Below are 25113 nucleotides of genomic sequence, written 5' to 3'. Positions count from 1 at the left end.
TGGCGAGCGTGCCGGGGGGCGCGCTTGTACGGACCTGGGGGGGTCCAGTACGGACCCGAGGGAACGGAAAGCTTTCATGACTCACCCGGCATCCGGGATATCCAGGCGTGCCCGCGTGCTCTCGGCGGGCCTCGCCGCCGGAGTGCTCGTGCCGCTCGGCGCGGCCGCCGCCGTCACGCCCGCCGCAGCCGCCGCAAGGCCCACAGCCGCCCCAAGGCCCGCAGCCGCCACCGCACCCAAGGCGGCCTGCGCCTCCGCGCAGGCCGGTCTCTCCGCCAAGCTGACCAAGGACATCACGGCCGCCCTGAAGAACCGCAAGGGGACCGTCGCGGTCGGCCTCCACGACCGGGCCACACACACCACCTGCACCCTGCGGGCGACCGCCTCGTTCGACTCGGCCAGCGTCGTCAAGGCGACCGTCCTCGCCACGCTCCTGTGGGATGCCCAGAAGAGTGGCCGGACGCTGTCGTCCCGCGAGAAGAACCTCGCCACCGCCATGATCACCAAGTCCGACAACGCGGCCACCACCACGCTCTGGCGTCAGCTCGGCGCGGCCAAGGTGAAGGGCTTCCTCGGGGCCGCCGAGATGACCCGGACGGCGCCCGGCGCGGGCGGCACCTGGGGGCTCACCCGAATAAACGCCACGGATGAGGAGAAGCTCCTCGCCCTCTTCACCGGCGAGAACACCGTCCTGACCAGCGCCTCCCGCTCGTACGTCCTGAAGCTGATGGGCAAGGTGATTCCCTCGCAGCGCTGGGGCACCCCCGCCGGCGCGCCGTCCGGCGTCTCGACGCACGTCAAGAACGGCTGGCTCAAGCGGTCGACGCACGGCTGGCGCGTGCACAGCATCGGCACGTTCAAGGGCGGCGGCCACGACTACACGATGTCCGTGCTCAGTCACGGCAACAGCACCATGAACTACGGCGTCGCCACCATCCAGGGCGTGGCCAAGGTCATCCACAAGGACCTGGCGACGACCTAGGTCCCAGGGCCCGGCGCCACGCCTCCGGCATCTGACACCGGCACCGATTTGTTGCGGCGGGATGAAATCCGCACCCTGCCGCGTTGGGCCTCTCGGCAGGTCAGGTCTACGGGAGGCAGCACGTGGCGGAGGAACGGGGCGGGTCCGGCCCGGAGGCGAAGGGCTGGGCCAAGAGGCTCACCGGGTATGCGTGGCGGTACCCGAAGGACGTCGTGCTCGCGCTCGGCTCCTCGCTCGTCGGCATGGCCGTCATGGCCCTCGTACCGCTGATCACCAAGGTGATCATCGATGATGTGATCGGGGAGGACGGGCAGGGCGGCGGCCGTTCCATGGGCCCATGGGCCGGCGCGCTGATCGGCGCGGCCGTCCTCGTGTACATAGCCACCTACGTCCGCCGCTACTACGGCGGCCGGCTAGCCCTCGACGTCCAGCACGACCTGCGCACCGAGATGTACGGGACGATCACCAGGCTCGACGGGCGGCGGCAGGACGAGCTGTCCACCGGGCAGGTCGTCGGCCGCGCGACCAGCGACCTCCAGCTCATCCAGGGCCTGCTCTTCATGCTGCCGATGACCATCGGCAACATCCTGCTCTTCGTGATCTCCCTCGCGATCATGGCGTGGCTCTCGCTGCCGCTCACCCTCGTCGCCCTCGCCGTCGCCCCCGCCCTCTGGTTCATCGCCCGCCGCTCCCGCTCCCGCCTGCACCCCGCCACCTGGTACGCGCAGGCCCAGGCCGCCGCCGTCGCCGGAGTGGTCGACGGCTCCGTCAGCGGCGTACGCGTGGTGAAGGGCTTCGGCCAGGAGGACCAGGAGACCGGCAAGCTGCGGGAAGTGAGCCGCAAGCTCTTCGCGGGGCGGCTGCGGACCGTCAAACTCAACTCCCGGTACACCCCCGCCCTCCAGGCCGTCCCCATGCTCGGCCAGGTCGCCATGCTGGCCCTCGGCGGCTGGCTCGCCGTGCGCGGGGAGATCACGCTCGGCACGTTCGTCGCCTTCTCCACCTACCTCGCGCAGCTCGTCGGACCCGTACGGATGCTCGCCATGGTCCTCACCGTCGGCCAGCAGGCCCGCGCGGGCGTCGAGCGCGTCCTGGAGCTCATCGACACCGAGCCGAGCATGAGTGACGGGACCAAGGAACTGCCCGCCGACGCTCCCGCCACCGTCGAGTTCGACGACGTCGGCTTCGGCTACGAGGACGACAGGCCCGTCCTCGACGGCCTCTCCTTCCAGATCGCCCCCGGCGAGACGCTCGCCGTCGTCGGCTCCTCCGGCAGCGGCAAGTCGACCGTCTCGCTGCTCCTGCCGCGCTTCTACGACGTGACCCACGGCGCCGTCCTCATCGGCGGCCACGACGTGCGTGAGCTGACCCTCGGCTCCCTGCGCGCGGCCATCGGGCTCGTGCCCGAGGACTCCTTCCTCTTCTCCGACACCGTCGGCACGAACATCGCCTACGGCCACCCCGAGGCCACCCGGGAGCAGATCGAGACCGCGGCCAGGGCCGCCCAGGCCCACCGGTTCATCTCCGAGCTGCCCGAGGGCTACGACACCAAGGTCGGCGAGCAGGGGCTCACCCTCTCCGGCGGCCAGCGCCAGCGCATCGCGCTCGCCCGCGCCATCCTCACCGACCCCCGCCTCCTCGTCCTCGACGACGCCACCTCCGCCGTCGACGCCCGCGTCGAGCACGAGATCCACGAGGCGCTGCGCGGCGTCATGGCGGGGCGTACGACCCTGCTCATCGCCCACCGCCGCTCCACCCTCAACCTCGCCGACCGCATCGCCGTCCTGGACGACGGGCGCCTCGCCGACCTCGGCACCCACGCGGAGCTGGAGGAGCGCTCGCCCCTCTACCGGCGGCTGCTCACCGACCCCGACGAGCTGGGCGGCGTCTCGCCCGGCCACGCGCTCCCCGCCGACCTGCCCGAGGACACCTCCGTACGCGACGAGCTCGACGCCGAGTTCGACGCCGAGCGCGGCATCACGCCCGCCCTGTGGACCGGTGACAGGGAGCCGAAGGACACCGCGCTCTCCGGCATGCCGTCCACGCCCGAGCTGCTCGCCCAGGTCGACGCGCTGCCCCCGGCCGACGACAAGCCCGGCATCGACGAGGCGCGGGCCGTCACGCCCGAGAAGTCCTACGGCCTGCGCAGGCTGCTCGCCGGGTTCGGCCGCCCCCTGCTGGTCAGCCTGCTGCTCGTCGCCGTCGACGCGGGCATGGGGCTGCTGCTGCCCGTCCTGATCCGGCACGGCATCGACGAGGGCGTCAACCAGCTCGCGCTGGGTGCCGTCTGGGCCGCGTCCGGTCTCGCGCTGGCCGCCGTCGTCGTGCAGTGGACGGCACAGACCGGCGAGATGCGGATGACGGGACGCACCGGCGAGCGGGTCCTGTACTCGCTGCGGCTGAAGATCTTCGCGCAGCTCCAGCGGCTCGGGCTCGACTACTACGAGCGGGAGCTGACCGGGCGCATCATGACCCGGATGACCACGGACGTGGACGCGCTGTCCACGTTCCTCCAGACCGGGCTCGTCACCGCCTTCGTCGCCGTCGTCACCTTCTTCGGCATCATGGTCGCCCTGCTCGTCATCGACGTGGAGCTCGCCCTCGTCGTCTTCGCGACGCTGCCGCTGCTGGTCATCGGCACGTACTTCTTCCGCAAGTCGAGCGTCAAGGCGTACGAACTGGCGCGGGAGCGCGTCTCCGTCGTCAACGCCGACCTCCAGGAGTCCGTGGCCGGGCTCCGCATCGTGCAGGCCTTCCGGCGCGAGCGCTCGGGAGCCCAGCGGTTCGCGGAGAGCAGCGACAGCTACCGCCAGGCCCGCATCCGCGGCCAGTGGCTGATCTCGGTGTACTTCCCGTTCGTGCAGTTCCTGTCGTCCGTCGCCGTCGTCGCCGTCCTCGTCGTGGGCGCGGGCCGCGTCGAGGCGGGCACGCTGACCACCGGCGCGCTCGTCGCGTACCTGCTCTACATCGACCTGTTCTTCGCGCCCGTCCAGCAGCTCTCCCAGGTCTTCGACGGCTACCAGCAGGCCACCGTCTCGCTCGGCCGCATCCAGGAGCTGCTCCAGGAGCCGACCTCGACCAAGGCCGCCGACGAGCCCCTCGGCGTGTCCTCGCTGCGCGGCGAGATCGCCTTCGACGACGTCAGCTTCGCCTACACCGGCGAGGAGGAGGCCCTCAGCGAGGTGCGGCTGCGGATACCCGCCGGGCAGACCGTCGCCTTCGTCGGCGAGACCGGCGCGGGCAAGTCCACGCTGGTCAAGCTGGTCGCCCGCTTCTACGACCCGACGAGCGGGCGGGTCACGGTCGACGGCACCGACCTGCGCTCCCTGGACCTCACCGCGTACCGCCACCGCCTCGGCGTCGTCCCGCAGGAGGCCTACCTCTTTGCGGGCACCGTCCGCGACGCCATCGCCTACGGGCGTCCCGACGCCACCGACGCCCAGGTCGAGGCCGCCGCCCGCGCGGTCGGCGCGCACGAGATGATCGCCACCCTGGACGGCGGCTACCTCCACGAGGTCACCGAGCGGGGCCGCAACCTCTCCGCCGGGCAGCGGCAGCTCATCGCGCTCGCCCGCGCCGAGCTGGTCGACCCCGACATCCTGCTCCTCGACGAGGCGACCGCCGCGCTCGACCTCGCCACGGAGGCGCAGGTCAACCAGGCCACCGACCGCATCGCGGGCAAGCGCACCACCCTGGTCGTCGCCCACCGGCTCACCACGGCCGCCCGCGCGGACCGCGTCGTCGTGATGGACGGCGGACGCGTCGCCGAGGACGGCACGCACGAGGAGCTGCTCGCCCTCGACGGGCGGTACGCGCGGCTGTGGCGCACGTTCGTGGGGGAGCCGGTCGAGGCCGTCTGAGCGGGGCCGGGGGGAAGTCGAGAAAAGCCGGGGGAGGCCGCAACCGCGAGGCGGCGGGCCGCGTCCGTACATCAGTACGTTGATGCCGCAGGGGCGGGGAGGGAACACCGTGAGCAGTGGTAGCGGGCGGAGTCGGATACGCCGGTGGCTGACGCTCGGCGCAGCCGGGCTCGCCGCCTCCCTTCTGCTGGCCCTCGTGGGCCCCGGCGCGGGTACGGCGCACGCCGCCGCCGGCGCCTGCGCGGGGCACAAGGTGCGCGTCCTGCCCTTCAGCAAGGGCAGGGTCGACGTCTTCAAGTCCCGCGGTTACGTCTGCGTCGTGCTGGTCGCCAAGCGTCCCGGCGCCCGCAAGACCATGTCCGTCAGCGTGCAGGCACGCGGCAGCCGTGCCGTGCGGGACAAGGGGCGCTTCACCCACCGCGCGGGGCCCGTGACGGTCCACGCGGGACACCGGTGCGTGCGCGTGACGGGGAAGATCAGCGGGCGTGGGGTCGCTTCGGGATGGATCCTCTGCTGAAGCTCCTCCGCTGACGCGCGTGAGCCGCGCCTGAATGCCTCTGGTGCGACACCAGTTGCTCCGTTAGGTTCCGGGGCACTGCTGTGTCGACAGGGGAGGGTGCATGGGCAAGGCGCTCAGATGGCTGGTGTCGCTCGTCGTGCTGATAGGTACGGTGAGCGCGGCCGGAGCGACGTCCGGAGCGGCCACCGCCGCCGAACGGACCACCACCGGGGAGCGGGCCACCACCGCACAACCGGACATCAAGGACAGGCTGCTCGCCATACCCGGCATGAGCCTCATCGAGGAGAAGCCCTATCCCGGCTACCGCTTCTTCGTCCTGAACTACACCCAGCCGGTGGATCACCGCCGCCCCTCCAAGGGCACCTTCAAGCAGCGCCTGACGGTCCTGCACAAGGACACGAGCCGCCCCACGGTCTACTACACCAGCGGCTACAGCGTCTCCACGAACCCCAGCCGCCGCGAGCCGACGCAGATCGTCGACGGCAACCAGATCTCCATGGAGTACCGCTTCTTCACGCCCTCGCGTCCGGCCCCGGCCGACTGGTCCAAGCTCGACATCTGGCAGGCCGCCACCGACCAGCACCGCATCTACCGGGCGCTGAAGCCCATCTACGGCAAGAAGTGGCTGGCCACCGGCATCTCCAAGGGCGGCATGACGGCGACGTACTACGAGCGCTTCTACCCCCGCGACATGGCCGGCATCGTCTCGTACGTGGCGCCCAACGACGTGGTGGACAAGGAGGACTCGGCGTACGACGAGTTCCTGGCGAACGTCGGCACCAAGGAGTGCCGCGACCGCATCCAGGCCGTGCAGCGCGAGGCGCTCATCCGCCGCGAGCCGCTGTCCAAGAAGCTCGCGGCCTACGCCGCCGCCGAGAACCGCACGTTCCACACCGTCGGCACCCTGGACAAGGCCTTCGAGGCGGTCGTCCTCGACCTGGCGTGGGGCTTCTGGCAGTACCAGCCCGCCGCCACCGCCTGCGGCGAGATCCCGGACGCGGCCACCATGTCCGACCAGGACCTCTTCGACTACGTCGACTCCGTGGGCGGCTGGTCCTCCTACACCGACCAGGGCCTGGAGCCGTACACGCCGTACTACTACCAGGCGGGCACGGAACTCGGCTCGCCCGACATCAGCCAGCCCTGGCTCGGCGACCTGAGCCGCTACGGCTACCAGCCGCCGCGGAACTTCGTGCCCCGCGACATCCCGATGAAGTTCAAGCCGACCGCCATGCGCGACATCGACCGCTGGGTGCGGCACAACGGGCACCGGATGATGTACGTCTACGGGGAGTACGACCCGTACGGCGCCGAGCAGTTCCGCCCCGCGCGGGGCGCCAAGCACGACTCGTACGTCTTCACGGCCCCGGGGGCGAACCACGGGGCGACGGTCTCGCAGCTCACCGCGGACGAGAAGGCGAAGGCCACGCAGCGGATCAAGGCGTGGGCCGGTGTGTCCACCGCGACGTCGAAGCCGCTGGCCGCGTACGACGCGCGCCTCGACCGCAGGGACGTGAAGAAGGAGATGACGCTGCGGCCGTGATGTAGCCCCGAGTCGGTCAGCGGGGCACCGGCTCGGCACATCCGACGGGCCGGGCCCCGCCCAGGTCGACGTAGAGCGCGGTCGCCGGGCCGCACCGGGCGCGGCTGCCGACCGCCGAGACCACCCGGTACTCGGGCCGCCGGTCCCCGCCACCGTCGCAGGCGGTCTCCCGGACCTCGCCCCGCCCGGCGGAGTACACGCAGTCGCCCACGACGGTCCTCGGGCCGCCGCCACCTCCGGGGTCACCGGGGTGCGGCGGTTCGAGGTTGCGCATACAGGCGTGGCCCCGCGGCACCGCCCCGTCGCCGTCCTCGTCCTGCGCGGGCCTGCTCTCGCTGATGTGCAGCACGAAGTCGGTGCGCGCCGGACAGGAGGGGCCCTGCCGCGCCTTGCCGTGGTGCCGCGCGAGGACCCGCGCCGCCGCCCGCTCGCTGGTGCACGGCACCTCCGTGAACGCGCCCCGCCCCCGCGAACTGCACTCGCCCACGGCGAGGAACACCTTCCCGAAACCCGAGGGGCGCGACGCCACCGACGTATGTCCTTCCATGCCCCCCTGGCCGCCGGAGCCCTGACAACCGGTCAGCGCGAGCGCGCCGGCGAGCAGCAGCGCGCGGAGCGTCCCCCTGGCCGCGCGCGGCCCGTCGTGGCAGGCAAGCATGGCGTTCCCCCCGATACGTGCGGTCCAGCGTGACCCGTGGCAGCGGGAGCGTGCCAGGCGCGCGGGGGGCTTTGCGGCGATCAGGGGTGCGGTGCCGACGGGCCGGCGTACGCGTCAGTACGTCAGCCCGTGGCCGACCGGGTACAGCACCTGCGCCGGATCGTCCGCCCGCCGCACCGGCACCGGCAGCCGCCCCCGAGGCGTGGCATGGCCCGCGATCACCCGCGCGGCGGCGCGCAGCTCGACGTCGGTCCAGGAGTACGAGGCGAGTGCCGCGTCGACCTCGGGGAGCCGGGCCACGTCGTAGGGGTTGCGGATCGCGAGCGCGATGACGGGCACACCGGTGGCCTTGAGCGCGGCCACCAGGGCGGCCTGCCCGTCCGCCGCCGTGCCCCCGGCGGGCAGCGCCGCGAACAACGCGGCGTTCGCGGCCTGGGTGTTGTCCCGCGCGGTGGCCGCGTGGGTCGCGACGTTGTACGTCGCCACCAGGACCGCGTCCGCGCCTTCCGCCGCCGCCACCGCCTTCTCGACCGTCGCCTCGTCCGGTGACGTGCCCGTCGGCAGGGCGGTGGCGGCGAAGCCGAGGCCGGTCAGGGTGTCCGCGAGGACCGACGTCGGCGGGCCCGTCGTGCCCGACGGCGAGCGCGGGTCGGCGCCGACCACCAGGATGTCGCGGTGCGTACGGGGCGACAGCGGCAGCGTGGCGTTCTCGTTGCTCAGCAGCGTCGTCGTCGCCTCCGCGATGCGGTCGGCCGCCGCCAGATGGGCGGCGCCGCCCACGGTGGCGTCCGTCTCGGCCACGAGTTCCGGGGCCGCCGTGCCGTCCTCGGTGAGGAGGCCGACGCTCGCCTTCAGGCGCAGGACGCGCAGGACCGACGCGTCGACGCGGTCCTCGGTCAGCTCCCCGTCGGCCACGGCCTTGAGCACCGCGTCCCACGCGACCTGCGGCCGCGGCGGATTCAGGAGCTGGTCCACGCCCGCCTTGAGCGCCAGCACGGCCACGCGGTCGTCCCCGTACTTCGTCCGCACGCCCCGCATCGCCAGCGAGTCGGTGGCGACCACCCCGTCGTAGCCCAGCTCCTCCCGCAGGACGCCCGTGATGATCGGGTGGGAGAGCGTCGCCGGGTCGCCCGACGGGTCCAGGGCGGGCACCACGATGTGGGCCGTCATCACGGAGTCCACGCCCGCGGCGACCGCCGCGCGGAAGGGCGGCGCGTCGTACCTGTCCCACTCCTCGCGGGTGTGGTGGATGTGCGGCAGCTCGGTGTGGCTGTCGTCCGTCGTGTCGCCGTGTCCGGGGAAGTGCTTGGCCGCGGTCGCCACGCCCGCGCTCCGGTAGCCCTCGATCTGCGCCGTCACGAAGCCGGCGACCGCCTCGGGGTCGGAGCCGAAGGAGCGTACGCCGATGACCGGGTTGGCCGGGTCGACGTTCACGTCGGCGTCCGGGGCGTGGTCCTGCCGGATGCCGAGGGCCCGCAGCTCGGTGCCCGAGATGCGGGCCGCCTCGCGGGCGTGCTCGTGCGAACCGGACGCTCCCAGCGCCATCGCGCCGGGCAGGAGCGTCGCCGGGGCGCCCACGCGGGCCACGGCGCCGTGCTCCTGGTCCACGGAGATCAGTACGGGGATGCCCGAGGGAAGTGCTTCTGCCGCCGCCCGCTGGATGCCCCGGGAGAGGGCGGCGATCTGGTGCGGGTCGCGGGTGTTGTGGGCCCAGCCGAAGTAGATGATGCCGCCGAGGTGGTAGCGGGCGATCAGCGCGGCCGCGTCGTCGACGCCGAGTTCCTCGCGGTTGGTGTCGATGTCCCGCTGGTCGGGGGCGGTGGCCGTGTGCCCGTACACGTGCATCACGAAGAGCTGGCCGACCTTCTCCTCCAGGCTCATCCTCGCGATGAGGGCACGGAGCGTGGGGTCGTCGGGCTGGGGCACGGGCGCTCCTGCTGGCCGAAGGAAACTTTCAGGAGTTACGGATATCCCGAAGATTTCTGCCGGTCAAGGGAGGACGGGCATGCGGGGGCCGTCACCGGCGCTGTGTGGAAGGGGGCGCGCCGGTGACGGCGGGCTGCCGGCCGCAGGCGGCGGAGAGGGTGGTCAGCGTTCGCAGCCAGCAGCGATGCCGACACCGCCCTGCGGAGACTCACCGGCAGCGTGCCGGTTGGACGACCGGGGGCGTGGCTGGGTTCCCGGTTTCCGGGAAGTGGTGCGGGGGGTGCGCCTGGGGTTTTCCTTGCGGGGGTGTCGGTGGTGGCGGTGGTGTCTGGAGCGTCCGGAGTGTCAGGGCCCGGGGGTCGTGAGGCGGGACAGGTGGGAGCGGCCCGGGCCGAGGAGCCGGGGCAGTGGCGCCGCCCCCTCGTACCAGCGCTTCTCGTACTCCCAGCACAGCCAGCCGTCCCAGCCCGCCGCGCCGAGCAGCGCCACGGTCTCGGCGAGCGGCAGCGTGCCGGCGCCGAGGGCCAGCGGGGTCGTGTCGTGTGCGGAGGCGATGTCCTTGACCTGGACGTAGCCGAGGTGGGGGGAGAGGGCGGCGAAGCTGTCGTCGACGGACTCGCCGCCGAGCAGGGTGTGCATGACGTCCCACAGCGCGCCGACCTGGCGGTGCCCGACCGCCCCCAGGACCCGGGCGACATCGGCTCCCGTGCGGTGCGAGTCGTGGGTCTCCAGGAGGACGCGTACGCCCGCGTCGGCGGCGTACCGCGCGGCGGTGCCGAGCCGCCTCGCGGCCGTCGCGTCGGCCTCCGCCGTGCTCTGCCCGGTGCCGCCGCCGGGGAAGACGCGTACGAAGGGGGCGCCGACGTCACGGGCGAGGGCCACGAGGGAACGCACCTCGTCGAGGACGGGTGCGTCATCGCCGGGCGCGGCCACGCGCGCGTACCCGGCGATGCCGAGGATGTCCACGCCCGCCGCCTTGAACCCGGCGGCGACGTCCGCCCGTTCGGCGAGGCCGATCCCGGGGTGCACCGGCTCCTCGGGGTGCGCGCGCAGCTCGACGCCCTGGTAGCCGTGGTCGGTGGCGAGCCGCAGCACGTCGGCGACGGGCAGGCCCGGCACGCCGAGGGTGGAGAAGGCGAATCTCATGGCCCCGACAGTAATGGCCCCGACAGCAGGGGACAGGAAGCGCTCAGGCGGGCCGCTCGTGCAGGGGCAGCCGCCAGTCCTGGCCGACGACGTCGGCGCCGAAGGAGTGCTGCGTCCTCTCGTCGGCGAGGACGAAGCCGTGGCGCTGGTAGATCGCGCGGGCGGCGGCGAGCACGTCGACGGTCCAGAGCACGATCTCCCGGTATCCGGCGTCGCGCGCGAAGCCGATGCAGGCGCTCACGAGTTGGTCCCCGATCCCGAGGCCCCGCGCGTCCGGCTCGACGAGCAGGAGGCGCAGCCGCGCCGTGCCGGGAGCCTCGTCGCGCACGCACATCACACTCCCCACCGGGCGCCCGTCCAGCTCGGCGATCCACACCCGCTCCAGGAGCGGGTCGTGGTCCTGGGCGAAGTCCGCGACGATGCGGGCGACCAGCCCCTCGTACTCGGTGTTCCACCCGTACTCGGCGGCGTACAGCGCGCCGTGGCGCTGCACGATCAGGCCGAGGTCGCCCGGCCGCGGCTCCCGGAGCCGGACGCTCGCGCGCCGCCGGTCGGTGCCTTCGAGGATGCCGCGGACGGTGCGCATGGCCGCGGCGAGGCGGGCCCGGTCGGCGGCGGGCACGTCGGCGACGAGCGCCCCGACGCTTTCCCGTGACCGCTCGTCGAGCAGGTCGGCGGCGTCCCGCCCTCGCGCGGTCAGCGTGATCCGCTGCCGCCGCGGATCGGGCACGGAGGGGGCACGCTCCACGAGACCGTCCCGCTCGAACTTGGCGAGCAGCCGGCTCAGGTATCCCGCGTCGAGGGAGAGCGTGCTCCGCAGGTCGGCCGCGTCGGTGTGCGGCGCCAGCGAGAGCTCGTACAGGACGCGTGACTCGGTGAGGGTGTACGGGACGTACAGGTGACGGCTGTAGTCGAGGACACCGATGAGGTTGGTGTAGAAGCGGTTGAAGGCCCGCATCTCCTGGATGGGTGCGCGCGGCACCGGCGGCGCCTGGGTCTTTCCGGGCGGTTTCGGCACGATGACCACCTGCCTACCTTTGACTGAGTCAACGGTAGAGCAAGGCAGGGCGCGGGGGAAGCCCACGGCTCTCAGAGAAACGCCAGGCGCAGGCCGAGCGCCGCGAACGCCGCCGCGAAGGTGCGGCGCATCCAGTCGACGACCCGGGGGCGGGCGATGACGTGGTGGCGCATCGCCGCGGCGAAGCGGCCGTAGGCCAGGAAGACCACGAACGTCATCAGCATGAAGTAGGCGCTGAGTTCGGTCATGCGCAGCATGGCGTACGGCTCGTCGGTGTCCACGAACTGCGGCAGGAACGCGAAGAAGAACAGGGTGAGCTTGGGGTTGAGGACGTTGATCAGTACGGCCGTCAGGATCGTGCGGCCCGCCGAGCGCGGTTCCGTCTCCCGCTCGGCGGTGAGCTCGCTCTTGTCGCGCAGCGTGCTCCACGCCATGTGGAGGAGATAGGCCACGCCGAGGTACTTCAGGGTCTCGAACGCGACCGCGCTGGCGTTCAGCAGCGCGGCGAGGCCCGTGATCGCGGCCACCATGTGCGGGATGACACCCAGCGTGCAGCCGATGGCCGCGACGGCCGCGGCCCGCGTGCCCCGCGACAGGCCCGCCGCGATCGTGAACAGGGCGCCGGTGCCGGGGGTCACGCAGACGACGAGGGAGGTGAGGAAGAATTCCATTCCTTGACCCTGACGCCACAATGGATCCATGAACAGGTCCAAAGGATCTCCAGCCGACAGGACCATAACGACGCCCGCCACCTCCGACTTCCTCCGGACCTCCGACTCCATCCAGACCTCCGACTTCCTCCAGCTCGATCCCCGTACCGCCCCCAGGGGCGGGCTCGCGGACTGGCTGGCGCGGGAGATCCGGTCCGCCATCGCGGACGGGCGGCTCGCCACCGGCAGCCGGCTGCCCGCCACCCGGACCCTCGCCGACGAACTCCGCGTCTCCCGCGGCGTCGTGACGGAGGCCTACCGGCGCCTCGGCGAGGACGGCCATGTCGCGGGGCGGGGACGCGGCGGCACGGTAGTCCTCGCCGTACCCCACCACCTGCCCCCCGCCTGTGGGCCCGCCACGTCACCCGCCCGGACGCCCGCCACGTCGCCCGCCATGTCACGCGCCCCGTTCGCCGCGGCCCCCGGCCTGGACGCCTTCGAGGCCCTGCGCGCCGCCCCCGCCCGCATCGACCTCACTCCCGGCCTGCCCGACCTCGGTGCCTTCCCCCGGGCGGCCTGGCTGCGCGCCGAACGCGCCGTCTTCGCGGACCTCACCCCGACCGCCTTCGGGTACGGGGACCCGCGCGGAACCCCGGCCCTGCGCACGGCCGTCGCGCGCTGGCTCTCCCGCAACCGGGGGATCAACGCCGACCCCGACGACGTGATGATCGTCAACGGCACGGCCCAGGCGCTGCGGCTCCTGGTCGACGTACTGGGCGCCGAGGGGATCGACCGCGTGGCCGTCGAGGAACCGGGATCACTCGGCGTCCGCCAGCACCTGCGTCCGCTCGGCACCCCGCCCGTCCCGGTCGACGCGCAGGGCGTCCGCGTCGACGCCCTGCGGGCCACCGGAGCCCCGGCCGTACTGCTCACGCCCGCCCACCAGTTCCCCACCGGCGTCGTGCTCGGCGGCGAGCGCCGCCGTGAGCTGATGGAGTGGGCCCGCGACGGCGGCCTCGTCATCGAGGACGACTACGACGCCGAGCACCGCTACGACCGCCCCGCGGTCCCCGCCCTCCGCGCCCAGCTCCCCGAGCGGGTCTGCTACACCGGCAGCGTCTCCAAGCTCCTCGCGCCCGCCCTGCGCCTCGGCTGGCTGCTCGCCCCGCGCGCGTACCGCTCCCAACTCGTCGACGCCAAGCGCCTGGTCGACCTCGGCAACGCCGCGCTCCCGCAACTGGCCCTGGCCCGCCTCATGGAAAGCGGCGACCTGGAACGCCACCTGCGGCTGGTCCGCAGGCACCACCGCCGCCGCAGGGACGCGATGATCGCGGCCATCCGCACGCACCTGCCGGGAGCGCTCACCCACGGCGCGGCGGCCGGCCTGCATCTGACGATCACGTGGGACACCGCGTACGCGGGCCCCGACGCCGCCTTCGCCGCCGCCGCCCTCGACCGTGGCGTCAAAACCCACCCGCTGTCCTGGCACACCCAGCGCCCCCACCCCCCGGGCCTGGTCCTCGGCTACGCGGCCACGCCCCCGACGGCCATCACGGAAGCGATGACGGAGCTGGGCCGACTGGTGGGCCGGGCCCGGTGGGTCGGGGCGTTGCAGAAAAGTCCCGGCGACACGCCGTAAATGTGGCGATATGGACGGGACTTTTCTGCAATGACCTGCCGCCGGACCTACCAGGGCGCCGTCGATCTACCGCGGCGCCGCCGTTGAGCCGCGCACCATCAGGTCGCCGTGCACCGTTGCCACGCCTCCCGGTGGCGGCTGCTCCTTGCCCATGGCGATCCGGCCCGCGCGTGCGCCCGCCTCGTGCAGCGGCAGGCGGACCGTCGTCAGCGCGGGGACGACGTCGACGCTGAACGGCAGGTCGTCGAAGCCCGCCACGGAGACGTCGTCCGGGATGCGCAGGCCCTTGTCGCGCAGGGCCGCGCAGGCGCCGAGCGCCACCGTGTCGTTGGCGGCGACCACGGCGGTCAACGAGGGGGCGCGGCGCAGGAGTTCCTCGGTGGCGTCGTAGCCGGAGCGGCGGTCGTACGGGCCGTGGACGGTGAGCGCCGGGTCGTCGCTGACGCCGTGCGCGGCGAGTGCCGCCCGGTGGCCCTCCAGGCGGTGCCGGGTGGTGGTGCGCTCTTCCGGGCCCGCGATGTAGCCGATGCGCACGTGGCCGAGGCCGATGAGGTGTTCGGTCAGCCGCCGGCCGCCGCCGCGGTTGTCGAAGGTGAGCGCCACGGCGTCGGTGTCGGGGGAGGGCGGCCGGCCGCAGAGCACCACCCGTGCGCCCGCCTCACCGAGGCGCCGCAGCTTTCCGGCCATCGCGGCGGCATGGCCGGCGTCCTCGACGGCGCCGCCGGTGATGACCACCGCGGCGGCGCGCTGGCGCTGGAGGAGCGTGAGGTAGGTCAGCTCCCGCTCGGGGGAGCCGCCGGTGTTGCAGACCACGGCCATCCGCTCGCCGCCCGCGCGCCCGCCGGGGCCGCCGATCTCGGACTGCACCGCGCCCGCCATGATCCCGAAGAAGGGGTCCGCGATGTCGTTGACCAGGATGCCGACCAGATCCGACGTGGCCGCGGCGAGGGCGCTCGCGGGCCCGTTCAGGACGTAGTCGAGGTCGTCGACGGCGCGCAGGACGCGCTCGCGCGTGGCGGCCGCCACGGGATAGTTGCCGTTCAGTACGCGGGAGACGGTGGCGGGGGAGACCTGCGCGCGGGCCGCCACGTCCGCCAGGGTCACGGTCATCTCGTCGTCCTTTGGTATCACTGCCGTGGCCCGAAGCCCTTGTCCGAACCTTGTGCGGCAGGCTAGCTTCTGTCTAGATAGAAAGCGCTTGCTATCCGGTCCTGACGGGCTGTGCAGTCTTAGCGAGCTATGCGGTCTTAGCGGGCTACGCAGCCTTGACGGAGGGACTTTCGTGACACGCAAGACGGTGCGCATCGCCATGAACGGCGTCACGGGACGCATGGGCCACCGCCAGCACCTCGTCCGCTCGATACTGGCCCTGCGCGAACAGGGCGGCCTCGACATCGGTGAGGGCACCGTGCTGTGGCCGGAGCCGGTCCTGGTGGGCCGCAGGGAGGACGCGCTGCGGTCGCTGGCCGGGCAGTACGGCCTGGAGCACTACTCGACGGACCTCGACGCCGTCCTGGCCGACCCGTCCGTCGACATCTACTTCGACGCGCAGGTCACCTCCGCCCGCGAGGACGCCATCAAGCGCGCCATCGCCGCGGGCAAGCACGTCTACACCGAGAAGCCGAGCGCCACCGGCCTCGCCGGAGCCCTCGACCTCGCCAGGCTCGCCAAGGACGCCGGCATCAAGCACGGCGTCGTCCAGGACAAGCTCTTCCTGCCGGGCCTGCTGAAGTTGAAGCGGCTCATCGACGGCGGCTTCTTCGGCCGGATCCTGTCCGTACGAGGTGAGTTCGGATACTGGGTCTTCGAAGGGGACTGGCAGCCCGCCCAGCGCCCGTCCTGGAACTACCGTGCCGAGGACGGCGGCGGCATCGTCGTCGACATGTTCCCGCACTGGGAGTACGTCCTGCACGAGCTGTTCGGCCGCGTGCGCACCGTCCAGGCGCTCACCGCCACGCACGTCCCGCAGCGCTGGGACGAGCGGGACAAGCCCTACGACGCCACGGCCGACGACGCCGCGTACGGCGTCTTCGAGCTGGACGGCGGAGCCATCGCGCAGATCAACTCCTCCTGGGCGGTGCGCGTCAACCGCGACGAGCTGGTGGAGTTCCAGGTGGACGGCACCGAGGGCTCCGCCGTCGCGGGCCTGCGCAACTGCCGGGTCCAGCACCGCAGCGCCACGCCGAAGCCCGTGTGGAACCCGGACCTGCCCGTCACCCACTCCTTCCGCGACCAGTGGCAGGAGGTGCCCGACAACGGCGAGTTCGACAACGGCTTCAAGGCCCAGTGGGAGCTCTTCCTCAAGCACGTCTACGCGGACGCCCCCTACCGCTGGGACCTCCTCGCGGGCGCGCGCGGCGTGCAGCTCGCCGAACTGGGCCTGCGCTCCTCGGCCGAGGGCCGCCGCATCGACGTACCGGAGATCGCGCTGTGAGCACTGTGAGCAGCCTCCTGCTTCCCGTCGCGGGCGGCGGCACGCGCGCGTACACCCCGCGCACCGAGCCGTCACGGATCACGGTGAGCGGCCCGCCGCCCACCTCCCGCACCGTCTTCTCCGCCGCGCACGTCGTCGCCGACCCGTTCGCCGACGTCTCCCCGGACGGCCCCGCCGCCGTCGACTGGGACGCCACACTCGCCTTCCGCCGCCACCTCTGGTCGCACGGCCTCGGCGTCGCGGAGGCCATGGACACCGCCCAGCGCGGCATGGGCCTGGACTGGGCGGGAGCGGCCGAGCTGATCCGCCGCTCGGCCGGAGAGGCCAAAGCGGCCGGTGGCCGCATCGCCTGCGGCGTCGGCACCGACCAGTTGACCGAGCCCGCCGCGCTGCCGCAGGTCGTCGAGGCGTACGAGGAGCAGCTCGCGCTCGTCGAGTCGGTCGGCGCCCAGGCGATCCTCATGGCGTCGCGCGCCCTCGTGGCGGCGGCCGGGTCGCCGGACGACTACCTGGAGACGTACGGCCACCTCCTGCGCCAGGCGAGCGAGCCGGTGATCCTGCACTGGCTCGGCCCCATGTTCGACCCCGCCCTGGAGGGCTACTGGGGCTCGACGGACCTGGACGCCGCGACGGAGACCTTCCTGGAGGTCATCGCCGCCCACCCCGACAAGGTCGACGGCATCAAGGTGTCGCTCCTGGACGCCGGGCGGGAGATCGCCCTGCGCCGCCGCCTGCCGCAGGGCGTGCGCTGCTACACCGGCGACGACTTCCACTACCCGGAACTGATCGCCGGGGACGACCACGGCTTCAGCCACGCGCTGCTCGGCATCTTCGACCCGCTGGGACCGCTCGCCGCCGAGGCGGTGCGGGTCCTGGACACGGGGGACGTGAAGGCGTTCCACGGCCTCCTCGACCCCACCGTCGAGCTGTCGCGGCACCTCTTCCGGGCGCCCACCCGCTACTACAAGACCGGCGTGGTGTTCCTCGCCTGGCTGGCCGGGCACCAGACACACTTCTCCATGGTGGGCGGCCTCCAGTCGGCCCGCTCCCTGCCGCACCTGGCCCACGCCTACGAACTCGCCGACGGCCTCGGCCTGTTCCCCGACCCGTCCCTGGCGGCGTCCCGGATGCGCTCGCTGCTGACCGTCCACGGAGTACCGCGATGAGCACCCCGCCCCCGCTGTCACGGCTGAGCGTCAACCAGGAGACCGTCAAGCAGCTCTCGCTGCCCGAACTCGCCGAAGGATGCGCCAAGGAGGGCATCACCGCCGTCGGCCTCTGGCGCGCCCCGGTCCAGGAGTACGGGGTCGAGCGCGCCGCCCGGCTCATGCGCGAGACGGGCCTCGCCGTCACCAGCCTGTGCCGGGGCGGCTTCCTCACGGACACCGGGGAAGCGGCACGCGCGCGTGCCCTCGACGACAACCGCGCGGCGATCGACGAGGCGGCGGCGCTCGGCACCGACACGCTGGTCCTGGTCTCCGGCGGCCTGCCGCCCGGCGGCAAGGACCTCGCGGGCGCGCGGGAGCGCGTCGCGGACGCCCTCGCGCTCCTCGGGCCCTACGCCGAGGAGCGGGGCGTGCGCCTCGCCATCGAGCCGCTGCACCCGATGTTCGCCGCGGACCGCTGCGTCGTCTCCACCCTCGGCCAGGCGCTCGACCTCGCGGAGCGCTTCCCCGCGCACCAGGTGGGCGTGGTCGTGGACACGTACCACGTCTGGTGGGACGACCGGGCGCCCGCGGAGATCGCCCGTGCGGGCGCCGGGGGGCGCCTGCACGCCTTCCAGCTCGCGGACTGGATCACGCCGCTGCCCGCGGGCGTCCTGCTCGGCCGCGGCCAACTGGGCGACGGCAGCGTCGACTTCAGGGCGTGGCGCGAACTGGTGGACGCCGCCGGGTACGACGGGCCGATCGAGGTCGAGATCTTCAACGAGGCCCTGTGGGCGCGGGACGGCGGCGAGGTGCTGCGGGAGACGGCCCAGCGCTTTCGCACGCACGCGTGAACCACGCCCACCAGGACCTCGGGACCCCTTCCGCCTGCGTCCGGAAAATTCTCCGCGACGGCGTGCAACCCTTTGGCCACCAAGCGTGTCGTACTCTGCGTCAGGACTTCCCGAGGGGGGATCTGGGGGGATCCAGGGGGAATCGCGGGGTTTCTGGCATTGGGGGGAGGGCGCGAAGGGGCCCGGTCGTGAGACCGGGCCCCTTCGTGGTTCCCGATGTTCCTGCTGTCAGTGCCGGGCGGTAGCGTCGGATCATGTCGAGTCCAACGGCGGCGGCCGCGGTGCTGGAGGGTGTCCTCGAGCGCATCACGTATGCCAACGAGGAGACGGGTTACACCGTGGCGCGCGTCGACACCGGGCGCGGTGGGAACGACCTGCTCACCGTCGTCGGCGCGCTCCTCGGCGCCCAGGCCGGCGAGTCCCTGCGGATGCAGGGCCGCTGGGGCTCCCACCCGCAGTACGGCAAGCAGTTCACCGTCGAGAACTACACGACGGTGCTCCCCGCCACCATCCAGGGCATCCGCCGCTATCTCGGCTCCGGACTCATCAAGGGCATCGGCCCCGTCATGGCCGACCGCATCACCACCCACTTCGGCGTCGACACCCTCGACATCATCGAGACCGAGCCGAAGCGGCTCGTGGAGGTGCCGGGCCTCGGCCCCAAGCGGACCAAGATGATCGCCGCCGCCTGGGAGGAGCAGAAGGCCATCAAGGAAGTCATGGTCTTCCTCCAGGGAGTGGGCGTCTCCACCTCCATCGCCGTGCGCATCTACAAGAAGTACGGCGACGCCTCCATCTCCGTGGTGAAGAACGAGCCGTACCGCCTCGCCGCCGACGTCTGGGGCATCGGCTTCCTGACCGCCGACCGCATCGCCCAGGCCGTCGGCATCCCGCACGACAGCCCCGAGCGCGTCAAGGCCGGTCTTCAGTACGCCCTTTCCCAGTCGACCGACCAGGGCAACTGCTACCTCCCCGAGGAGCGCCTCATCACCGACGCGGTGAAGCTCCTCCAGGTCGACACCGGCCTGGTCATCGACTGCCTCGCCGAGCTCGCGCAGGACGAGGAGGGCGTCGTGCGCGAGAAGCTCCCGGCCCCGGACGGGGGCGACGACGTCACCGCCGTCTATCTCGTCCCCTTCCACCGCGCCGAGCTGTCCCTCGCCGCCCAGCTCCTGCGCCTGCTCAAGACGTCCGACGACCGCATGCCCGCCTTCGGTGACGTCGACTGGGACAAGGCCCTGGTCTGGCTCGCGAAGCGCACGGGCGCCCAGCTCGCCGCCGAGCAGCAGGAGGCCGTCAAGCTGGCGCTGACCCGGAAGGTGGCCGTCCTGACCGGTGGGCCCGGCTGCGGCAAGTCCTTCACGGTGCGCTCCATCGTCGAGCTGGCCCGCGCCAAGAAGGCCAAGGTCGTCCTCGCCGCTCCCACCGGACGCGCCGCCAAGCGCCTCGCCGAGCTCACCGGCGCCGAGGCCTCCACCGTGCACCGCCTGCTCGAACTGAGGCCGGGGGGAGACGCGGCGTACGACAAGGAGCGCCCGCTCGACGCCGACCTCGTCGTGGTCGACGAGGCCTCGATGCTCGACCTGCTGCTCGCCAACAAGCTGGTCAAGGCCGTGCCGCCCGGCGCCCATCTGCTCTTCGTGGGCGATGTCGACCAGCTCCCGAGCGTCGGCGCCGGCGAGGTCCTGCGGGACATGCTCGCCGACGGCAGCCCCGTCCCCGCCGTCCGCCTGACCCGGATCTTCCGCCAGGCCCAGGAGTCCGGCGTCGTCACCAACGCCCACCGCATCAACTCCGGGGTGCCGCCGCTCACCCAGGGGATGAAGGACTTCTTCCTCTTCGTCGAGGACGAGACCGAGGACGCGGGCCGCGTCACGGTGGACGTCGCCGCGCACCGCATCCCGCGCAAGTTCGGCCTCGACCCCCGCAGGGACATCCAGGTCCTCGCGCCCATGCACCGCGGCCCCGCGGGCGCGGGCAGCCTCAACGGCCTCCTCCAGCAGGCCATCACCCCCGCGCGTCCCGGCCTGCCCGAGAAGCGGTTCGGCGGCCGGGTCTTCCGCGTCGGCGACAAGGTCACCCAGATCCGCAACAACTACGAGAAGGGGCAGAACGGCGTCTTCAACGGCACGGTGGGCGTCGTCACCGCCCTCGACCCCGACGAGCAGCGGCTCACCGTCCTCACCGACGAGGACGAGGAGGTTCCGTACGACTTCGACGAGCTGGACGAGCTGGCGCACGCGTACGCGGTCACGATCCACCGCTCCCAGGGCAGCGAGTATCCGGCGGTGGTGATCCCCGTCACCACGGGGGCGTGGATGATGCTCCAGCGCAATCTGCTCTACACCGCCGTGACACGTGCGAAAAAGCTGGTCGTCCTCGTCGGTTCGCGCAAGGCTCTCGGACAGGCCGTACGCACGGTCTCCGCGGGCAGGCGCTGCACGGCCCTGGATTTCCGGCTCGCGGGCCGCCGGAACCCGGCCCCGTGACGATTTGATCGATCAAACGAGTCGGAAACGTCACACAGCACTTTCGCAACCGGGGCGAAGGGGGCAGGATGAGTAGGTTGGCGGCACTGAGTGCCGCCAATAGGCCCAATGGTCGACCCCGAGTGCACTCTCCAGGGCCAAATGGGGGATGGTAGAGACAGTCAGGGCACCTCGAAGAAGAGGCACAACGTCGGTGAGGGATGACGTGAGCGACAACTCTGTAGTACTGCGGTACGGCGATGGCGAGTACACCTACCCGGTGATCGATTCGACCGTCGGCGACAAGGGCTTCGACATCGGGAAGCTCCGCGCCCAGACCGGTCTGGTGACCCTGGACAGCGGCTATGGCAACACCGCCGCCTATAAATCCGCCATTACCTATCTCGACGGCGAACAGGGCATCCTCCGGTACCGCGGCTACCCGATCGAGCAGCTGGCCGAGCGCTCCACCTTCACCGAGGTGGCGTATCTGCTGATCAACGGCGAACTGCCGAAGGTCGACGAGCTGGCTTCGTTCAAGAACGAGATCACGCAGCACACGCTGCTGCACGAGGACGTCAAGCGGTTCTACGACGGCTTCCCGCGTGACGCCCACCCGATGGCGATGCTGTCGTCCGTGGTCAGCGCGCTGTCGACGTTCTACCAGGACAGTCACAACCCGTTCGACGAGAAGCAGCGTCACCTCTCGACGATCCGCCTTCTCGCCAAGCTTCCGACGATCGCGGCCTACGCGTACAAGAAGTCGCAGGGCCACCCGGTCGTCTACCCGCGCAACGACCTCGGCTACGTCGAGAACTTCCTGCGCATGACGTTCTCGGTGCCCGCCGCCGAGTACGAGCTGGACCCGGTCGTGGTCAACGCGCTCGACAAGCTCCTGATCCTGCACGCGGACCACGAGCAGAACTGTTCGACCTCCACCGTGCGGCTGGTCGGCTCCTCGCAGGCGAACATGTTCGCCTCGATCTCGGCCGGCATCTCCGCGCTGTGGGGCCCGCTGCACGGCGGCGCCAACCAGTCGGTCCTGGAGATGCTGGAAGGCATCCAGGCTTCCGGCGGCGACGTCGACACCTTCATCCGCAAGGTGAAGAACAAGGAAGACGGCGTGAAGCTCATGGGCTTCGGGCACCGCGTCTACAAGAACTTCGACCCCCGGGCGAAGATCATCAAGGCGGCGGCGCACGATGTCCTCTCGGCGCTCGGCAAGTCCGACGAGCTGCTCGACATCGCGCTGAAGCTGGAAGAGCACGCGCTGGCCGACGACTACTTCGTCGAGCGCAAGCTGTACCCCAACGTGGACTTCTACACGGGGCTCATCTACCGCGCCATGGGCTTCCCGACCGAGATGTTCACGGTCCTCTTCGCGCTGGGCCGCCTGCCGGGCTGGATCGCCCAGTGGCACGAGATGATCAAGGAGCCCGGATCGCGCATCGGGCGTCCGCGCCAGATCTACACGGGTGAGGTTCTCCGGGACTTCGTCCCGGTCGAGGGTCGCTGACCCTCCTCAGGGCTTCCACAGGCTCTCAAGGCCTTATCAAGCGGAAAGCGCCCCGCCATCGATCCCCCCACGGGTCGACGGTCGGGGCGCTTCCCTTTTTCCCGGTGCGGATTCCCCCCACGGGATCCGGCCGGGCGTTTTGGTGGCCCTGCGGTCTGCCGGGACGCGCACTGACGGGAGGGCCGCTCAAAGCTCCCCGACGCACGTGCCCCGGCCAACAACACACTCCGAGAACATCCCCCAAGATGTCCTCCGATGTCGGAAGACGTCCCCCAAGACATCTTCTGGCATCGTCCCATTAGACTCGCGACCCCCCAAGATGGTTACGTCCAGATCAATGTGATCTGCGTCTCTTGCATATGTCCCGTCTATCCGCAAGAGCCCCGATATGTGGATAGCGGCAAGGGTGTGAAGGTGCTGAAACGGACATGTGAAGGGCCCATGAGAATGTCCGAAGGACTATGAGAACGTCCGCAGCCGCAGGCTGTTGGTGACGACGAAGACCGACGAGAACGCCATGGCGGCCCCCGCGATCATCGGATTGAGGAGTCCGGCCGCGGCGAGCGGCAGCGCGGCGACGTTGTAGCCGAAGGCCCAGAACAGGTTGCCCTTGATCGTGGCGAGGGTCTTCCGGGAGAGCCGGATGGCGTCCGCCGCCACCCGCAGGTCCCCGCGCGCCAGCGTCAGATCGCTCGCCTCGATCGCCGCGTCCGTGCCCGTGCCCATCGCGAGCCCCAGATCGGCGGTGGCGAGCGCCGCCGCGTCGTTCACGCCGTCGCCGACCATCGCCACGACCCGGCCCTCGCCCCGCAGCCGCCGTACGACGTCGACCTTGTCCTGCGGCAGCACCTCCGCGTACACCGCGTCGGGCGCGATGCCCACCCGCTGGGCCACCGCGTCGGCCACGGCCTTGTTGTCGCCGGTGAGCAGCACCGGCTCCAGGCCGAGGGCCCGCAGCTCGCGCACCGCCCGCGCGCTGGTCTCCCGGACGGCGTCGGCGACCGTGAGCACGCCGCGCGCCTCCCCGTCCCAGGCGACGAGCACGGCCGTGCGCCCGGCGGTCCGCGCCCGCTCCCTCGCGGGCGCCAGCGCCTCAAGACCCGTGACCCCGGCGTCCGCGAGGAGCCGCTCCCGTCCCGCCAGGACCTCGTGTCCCTCCACGGTGCCCCGCACCCCGAGCCCGGCGACGTTCTCGAAGCGCTCGGGGACTGGCAGCTCCCAGGCGCCGAGGCCGAGGCGGTCGGCCGCGCCCGCCGCGAGGGCGCGGGCCACCGGGTGCTCGGAGGCGTGCTCCAGGGCGCCCGTCAGGCGCAGGAGCCGCTTCTCGTCCGTGTCCCCAGCGGCGTACACGTCCTCCAGTTCCATCCGGCCCGTCGTCACCGTGCCCGTCTTGTCCAGGACGACGGTGTCGACGCGGCGCGTGGACTCCAGGACCTCCGGGCCCTTGATCAGGATGCCGAGCTGGGCGCCTCGCCCGGTGCCGACCATCAGGGCCGTCGGCGTGGCCAGGCCGAGCGCGCAGGGGCAGGCGATGATCAGGACGGCGACGGCGGCGGTGAAGGCGGCGGTCACGTCGCCCGTGGCGCCCAGCCAGCCGGCCAGCGTGCCGGCCGCGATGAGCAGCACCACCGGCACGAAGACCCCGGCGATCCGGTCGGCGAGGCGCTGCACCCGTGCCTTGCCGGTCTGGGCGTTCTCGACGAGCCGCGCGATACGGGCGAGCTGGGTGTCGGAGCCGACGCGGGTGGCCCGTACGACCAGGCGGCCCGACGCGTTCACGGTCGCCCCGGTGACGGCGTCGCCCACGCCCACGTCGACCGGTACGGATTCACCGGTCAGCATCGAGGCGTCGACCGCGGAGGCTCCTTCGACGACGGTGCCGTCGGTGGCGATGGTCTCGCCCGGCCGTACGAGGAAACGGTCGCCGACGGCCAGCCGGCCGACCGGGACGCGCTCCTCGGAGCCGGACCGCAGGACCGTCACGTCCTTGGCGCCGAGTTCGAGCAGGGCGCGCAGGGCGGCGCCCGCCTTCCGCTTGGAGCGTGCCTCCAGCCAGCGGCCGAGGAGGATGAAGGAGACGACGCCGGAGGCGACTTCGAGGTAGATCGTCGAGGCGCCGTCCCCCGGCCCGACCGTGAAGTCGAAGCCGTGCCGCATCCCCGGCATCCCGGCGTCCCCGACGAACAGCGCCCACAGCGACCAGCCGAAGGCGGCGAGCGTGCCCACGGAGACCAGCGTGTCCATGGTCGCCGCGCCGTGCCGGAGGTTGGTGGCCGCCGCCCGGTGGAAGGGCAGGCCGCCCCAGACGACGACCGGAGCGGCGAGGGTCAGCGAGAGCCACTGCCAGTTGTCGAACTGAAGGGCGGGGACCATCGCGAGCAGCACGACGGGCAGGGAGAGCAGCGCGGAGACCACCAGGCGCTGCCGCAGCGTGTCGGGCTCGGTGATGTCGGCGGTGGTCGGCAGCGGGGACACCGGCTCCGGCGGGGGCGGAAGGACCTCCTCCGCCGTGTAGCCCAGCTTCTCGACCAGGGCGATCAGGTCGGCGACCTCGACCCCTTCGGCGTACGCGACCCTGGCCTTCTCCGTGGCGAGGTTGACCGTGGCGGTCACGCCCTCCATGCGGTTCAGCTTCTTCTCGATGCGGGACGAGCAGGACGCGCAGGTCATCCCGCCGACGGCCAGCTCGACTTCGGAGGCTTCGGAGGCTTCGGAGGCTTCGGGCACTTCGGGCACTGACGGGGCTGCGGACGG

At 72.0% G+C, this 25113-nt stretch carries 17 protein-coding genes; 10 read left to right on the top strand and 7 right to left on the bottom strand.

Features of this window, described 5'->3' with window-relative positions; translation table 11 throughout:
• Window positions 1–76: 76 nt before the first annotated feature.
• The 4 genes from ACRAKF_RS14730 (at window position 77) to ACRAKF_RS14715 (ending at window position 6905) form a co-directional block, all read left to right on the top strand.
• Window positions 77–982, top strand: coding sequence for a serine hydrolase (locus ACRAKF_RS14730; RefSeq protein ID WP_447037558.1), 906 nt, complete (start codon window positions 77–79; stop codon window positions 980–982).
• Window positions 983–1104: 122 nt separating this feature from the next.
• On the top strand, window positions 1105–4842 hold the full coding sequence (locus tag ACRAKF_RS14725) for an ABC transporter ATP-binding protein (protein ID WP_447037557.1): 3738 nt from the start codon (window positions 1105–1107) through the stop codon (window positions 4840–4842).
• Between the two features lie 109 nt (window positions 4843–4951).
• Window positions 4952–5359, top strand: coding sequence for a hypothetical protein (locus ACRAKF_RS14720; RefSeq protein ID WP_447037556.1), 408 nt, complete (start codon window positions 4952–4954; stop codon window positions 5357–5359).
• A 103-nt stretch (window positions 5360–5462) separates the two neighbouring features.
• Window positions 5463–6905, top strand: coding sequence for an aminopeptidase (locus ACRAKF_RS14715; RefSeq protein ID WP_447037554.1), 1443 nt, complete (start codon window positions 5463–5465; stop codon window positions 6903–6905).
• Window positions 6906–6921: 16 nt separating this feature from the next.
• Here ACRAKF_RS14715 and ACRAKF_RS14710 read toward each other — a convergent pair whose 3' ends face one another.
• The 5 genes from ACRAKF_RS14710 to ACRAKF_RS14690 all read right to left on the bottom strand — a co-directional run bounded on the left by ACRAKF_RS14710 (window position 6922) and on the right by ACRAKF_RS14690 (window position 12324).
• Complete coding sequence (locus ACRAKF_RS14710) at window positions 6922–7563, bottom strand: hypothetical protein (protein ID WP_447037553.1); 642 nt, start codon at window positions 7561–7563, stop codon at window positions 6922–6924.
• A gap of 114 nt (window positions 7564–7677) precedes the next feature.
• Window positions 7678–9444 carry a glycoside hydrolase family 3 protein gene (locus tag ACRAKF_RS14705; protein WP_447041979.1) on the bottom strand — a complete coding sequence of 589 codons (1767 nt, stop codon included), beginning with the start codon at window positions 9442–9444 and terminating at the stop codon, window positions 7678–7680.
• A 390-nt stretch (window positions 9445–9834) separates the two neighbouring features.
• Window positions 9835–10635 carry a sugar phosphate isomerase/epimerase family protein gene (locus ACRAKF_RS14700; protein WP_447037552.1) on the bottom strand — a complete coding sequence of 267 codons (801 nt, stop codon included), beginning with the start codon at window positions 10633–10635 and terminating at the stop codon, window positions 9835–9837.
• A 43-nt stretch (window positions 10636–10678) separates the two neighbouring features.
• Window positions 10679–11593 carry a bifunctional helix-turn-helix transcriptional regulator/GNAT family N-acetyltransferase gene (locus ACRAKF_RS14695; protein ID WP_447041977.1) on the bottom strand — a complete coding sequence of 305 codons (915 nt, stop codon included), beginning with the start codon at window positions 11591–11593 and terminating at the stop codon, window positions 10679–10681.
• 131 nt (window positions 11594–11724) lie between these two features.
• Window positions 11725–12324 carry a LysE family translocator gene (locus ACRAKF_RS14690; RefSeq protein ID WP_447037551.1) on the bottom strand — a complete coding sequence of 200 codons (600 nt, stop codon included), beginning with the start codon at window positions 12322–12324 and terminating at the stop codon, window positions 11725–11727.
• Between the two features lie 28 nt (window positions 12325–12352).
• Between ACRAKF_RS14690 and pdxR the strand changes: the two genes are divergently transcribed.
• On the top strand, window positions 12353–13942 hold the full coding sequence (gene pdxR / locus ACRAKF_RS14685) for a MocR-like pyridoxine biosynthesis transcription factor PdxR (RefSeq protein WP_447037550.1): 1590 nt from the start codon (window positions 12353–12355) through the stop codon (window positions 13940–13942).
• A gap of 66 nt (window positions 13943–14008) precedes the next feature.
• Here the strand turns inward: pdxR and ACRAKF_RS14680 are convergent, their stop codons facing one another.
• Window positions 14009–15052, bottom strand: coding sequence for a LacI family DNA-binding transcriptional regulator (locus ACRAKF_RS14680; protein WP_447037548.1), 1044 nt, complete (start codon window positions 15050–15052; stop codon window positions 14009–14011).
• A gap of 172 nt (window positions 15053–15224) precedes the next feature.
• Between ACRAKF_RS14680 and ACRAKF_RS14675 the strand changes: the two genes are divergently transcribed.
• The 5 genes from ACRAKF_RS14675 to ACRAKF_RS14655 all read left to right on the top strand — a co-directional run bounded on the left by ACRAKF_RS14675 (window position 15225) and on the right by ACRAKF_RS14655 (window position 22359).
• On the top strand, window positions 15225–16376 hold the full coding sequence (locus ACRAKF_RS14675) for a Gfo/Idh/MocA family protein (protein WP_447037547.1): 1152 nt from the start codon (window positions 15225–15227) through the stop codon (window positions 16374–16376).
• Between the two features lie 5 nt (window positions 16377–16381).
• Window positions 16382–17542 (top strand): dihydrodipicolinate synthase family protein, encoded by a 1161-nt coding sequence (locus ACRAKF_RS14670; RefSeq protein ID WP_447041976.1) that lies wholly within the window; start codon window positions 16382–16384, stop codon window positions 17540–17542.
• On the top strand, window positions 17539–18375 hold the full coding sequence (locus tag ACRAKF_RS14665) for a sugar phosphate isomerase/epimerase family protein (protein ID WP_447037545.1): 837 nt from the start codon (window positions 17539–17541) through the stop codon (window positions 18373–18375). Before ACRAKF_RS14670 ends, ACRAKF_RS14665 begins: the two co-directional genes overlap by 4 nt.
• Before the next feature lie 254 nt (window positions 18376–18629).
• Window positions 18630–20864: an SF1B family DNA helicase RecD2 gene (recD2, locus tag ACRAKF_RS14660; protein WP_447037544.1), complete on the top strand. Its 2235-nt coding sequence runs from the start codon at window positions 18630–18632 to the stop codon at window positions 20862–20864.
• A 205-nt stretch (window positions 20865–21069) separates the two neighbouring features.
• Window positions 21070–22359, top strand: a complete 1290-nt coding sequence (locus tag ACRAKF_RS14655) for a citrate synthase (RefSeq protein ID WP_447037543.1) — start codon at window positions 21070–21072, stop codon at window positions 22357–22359.
• A gap of 459 nt (window positions 22360–22818) precedes the next feature.
• On the opposite strand, the gene ACRAKF_RS14650 is transcribed toward ACRAKF_RS14655, so the two are convergent.
• Window positions 22819–25029 (bottom strand): heavy metal translocating P-type ATPase, encoded by a 2211-nt coding sequence (locus tag ACRAKF_RS14650; RefSeq protein WP_447041975.1) that lies wholly within the window; start codon window positions 25027–25029, stop codon window positions 22819–22821.
• Window positions 25030–25113 lie beyond the last annotated feature (84 nt).

The sequence above is a fragment of the Streptomyces sp. DSM 118878 genome (genome assembly GCF_052936595.1).
This window is presented reverse-complemented; position numbering and strand designations above follow the sequence as displayed.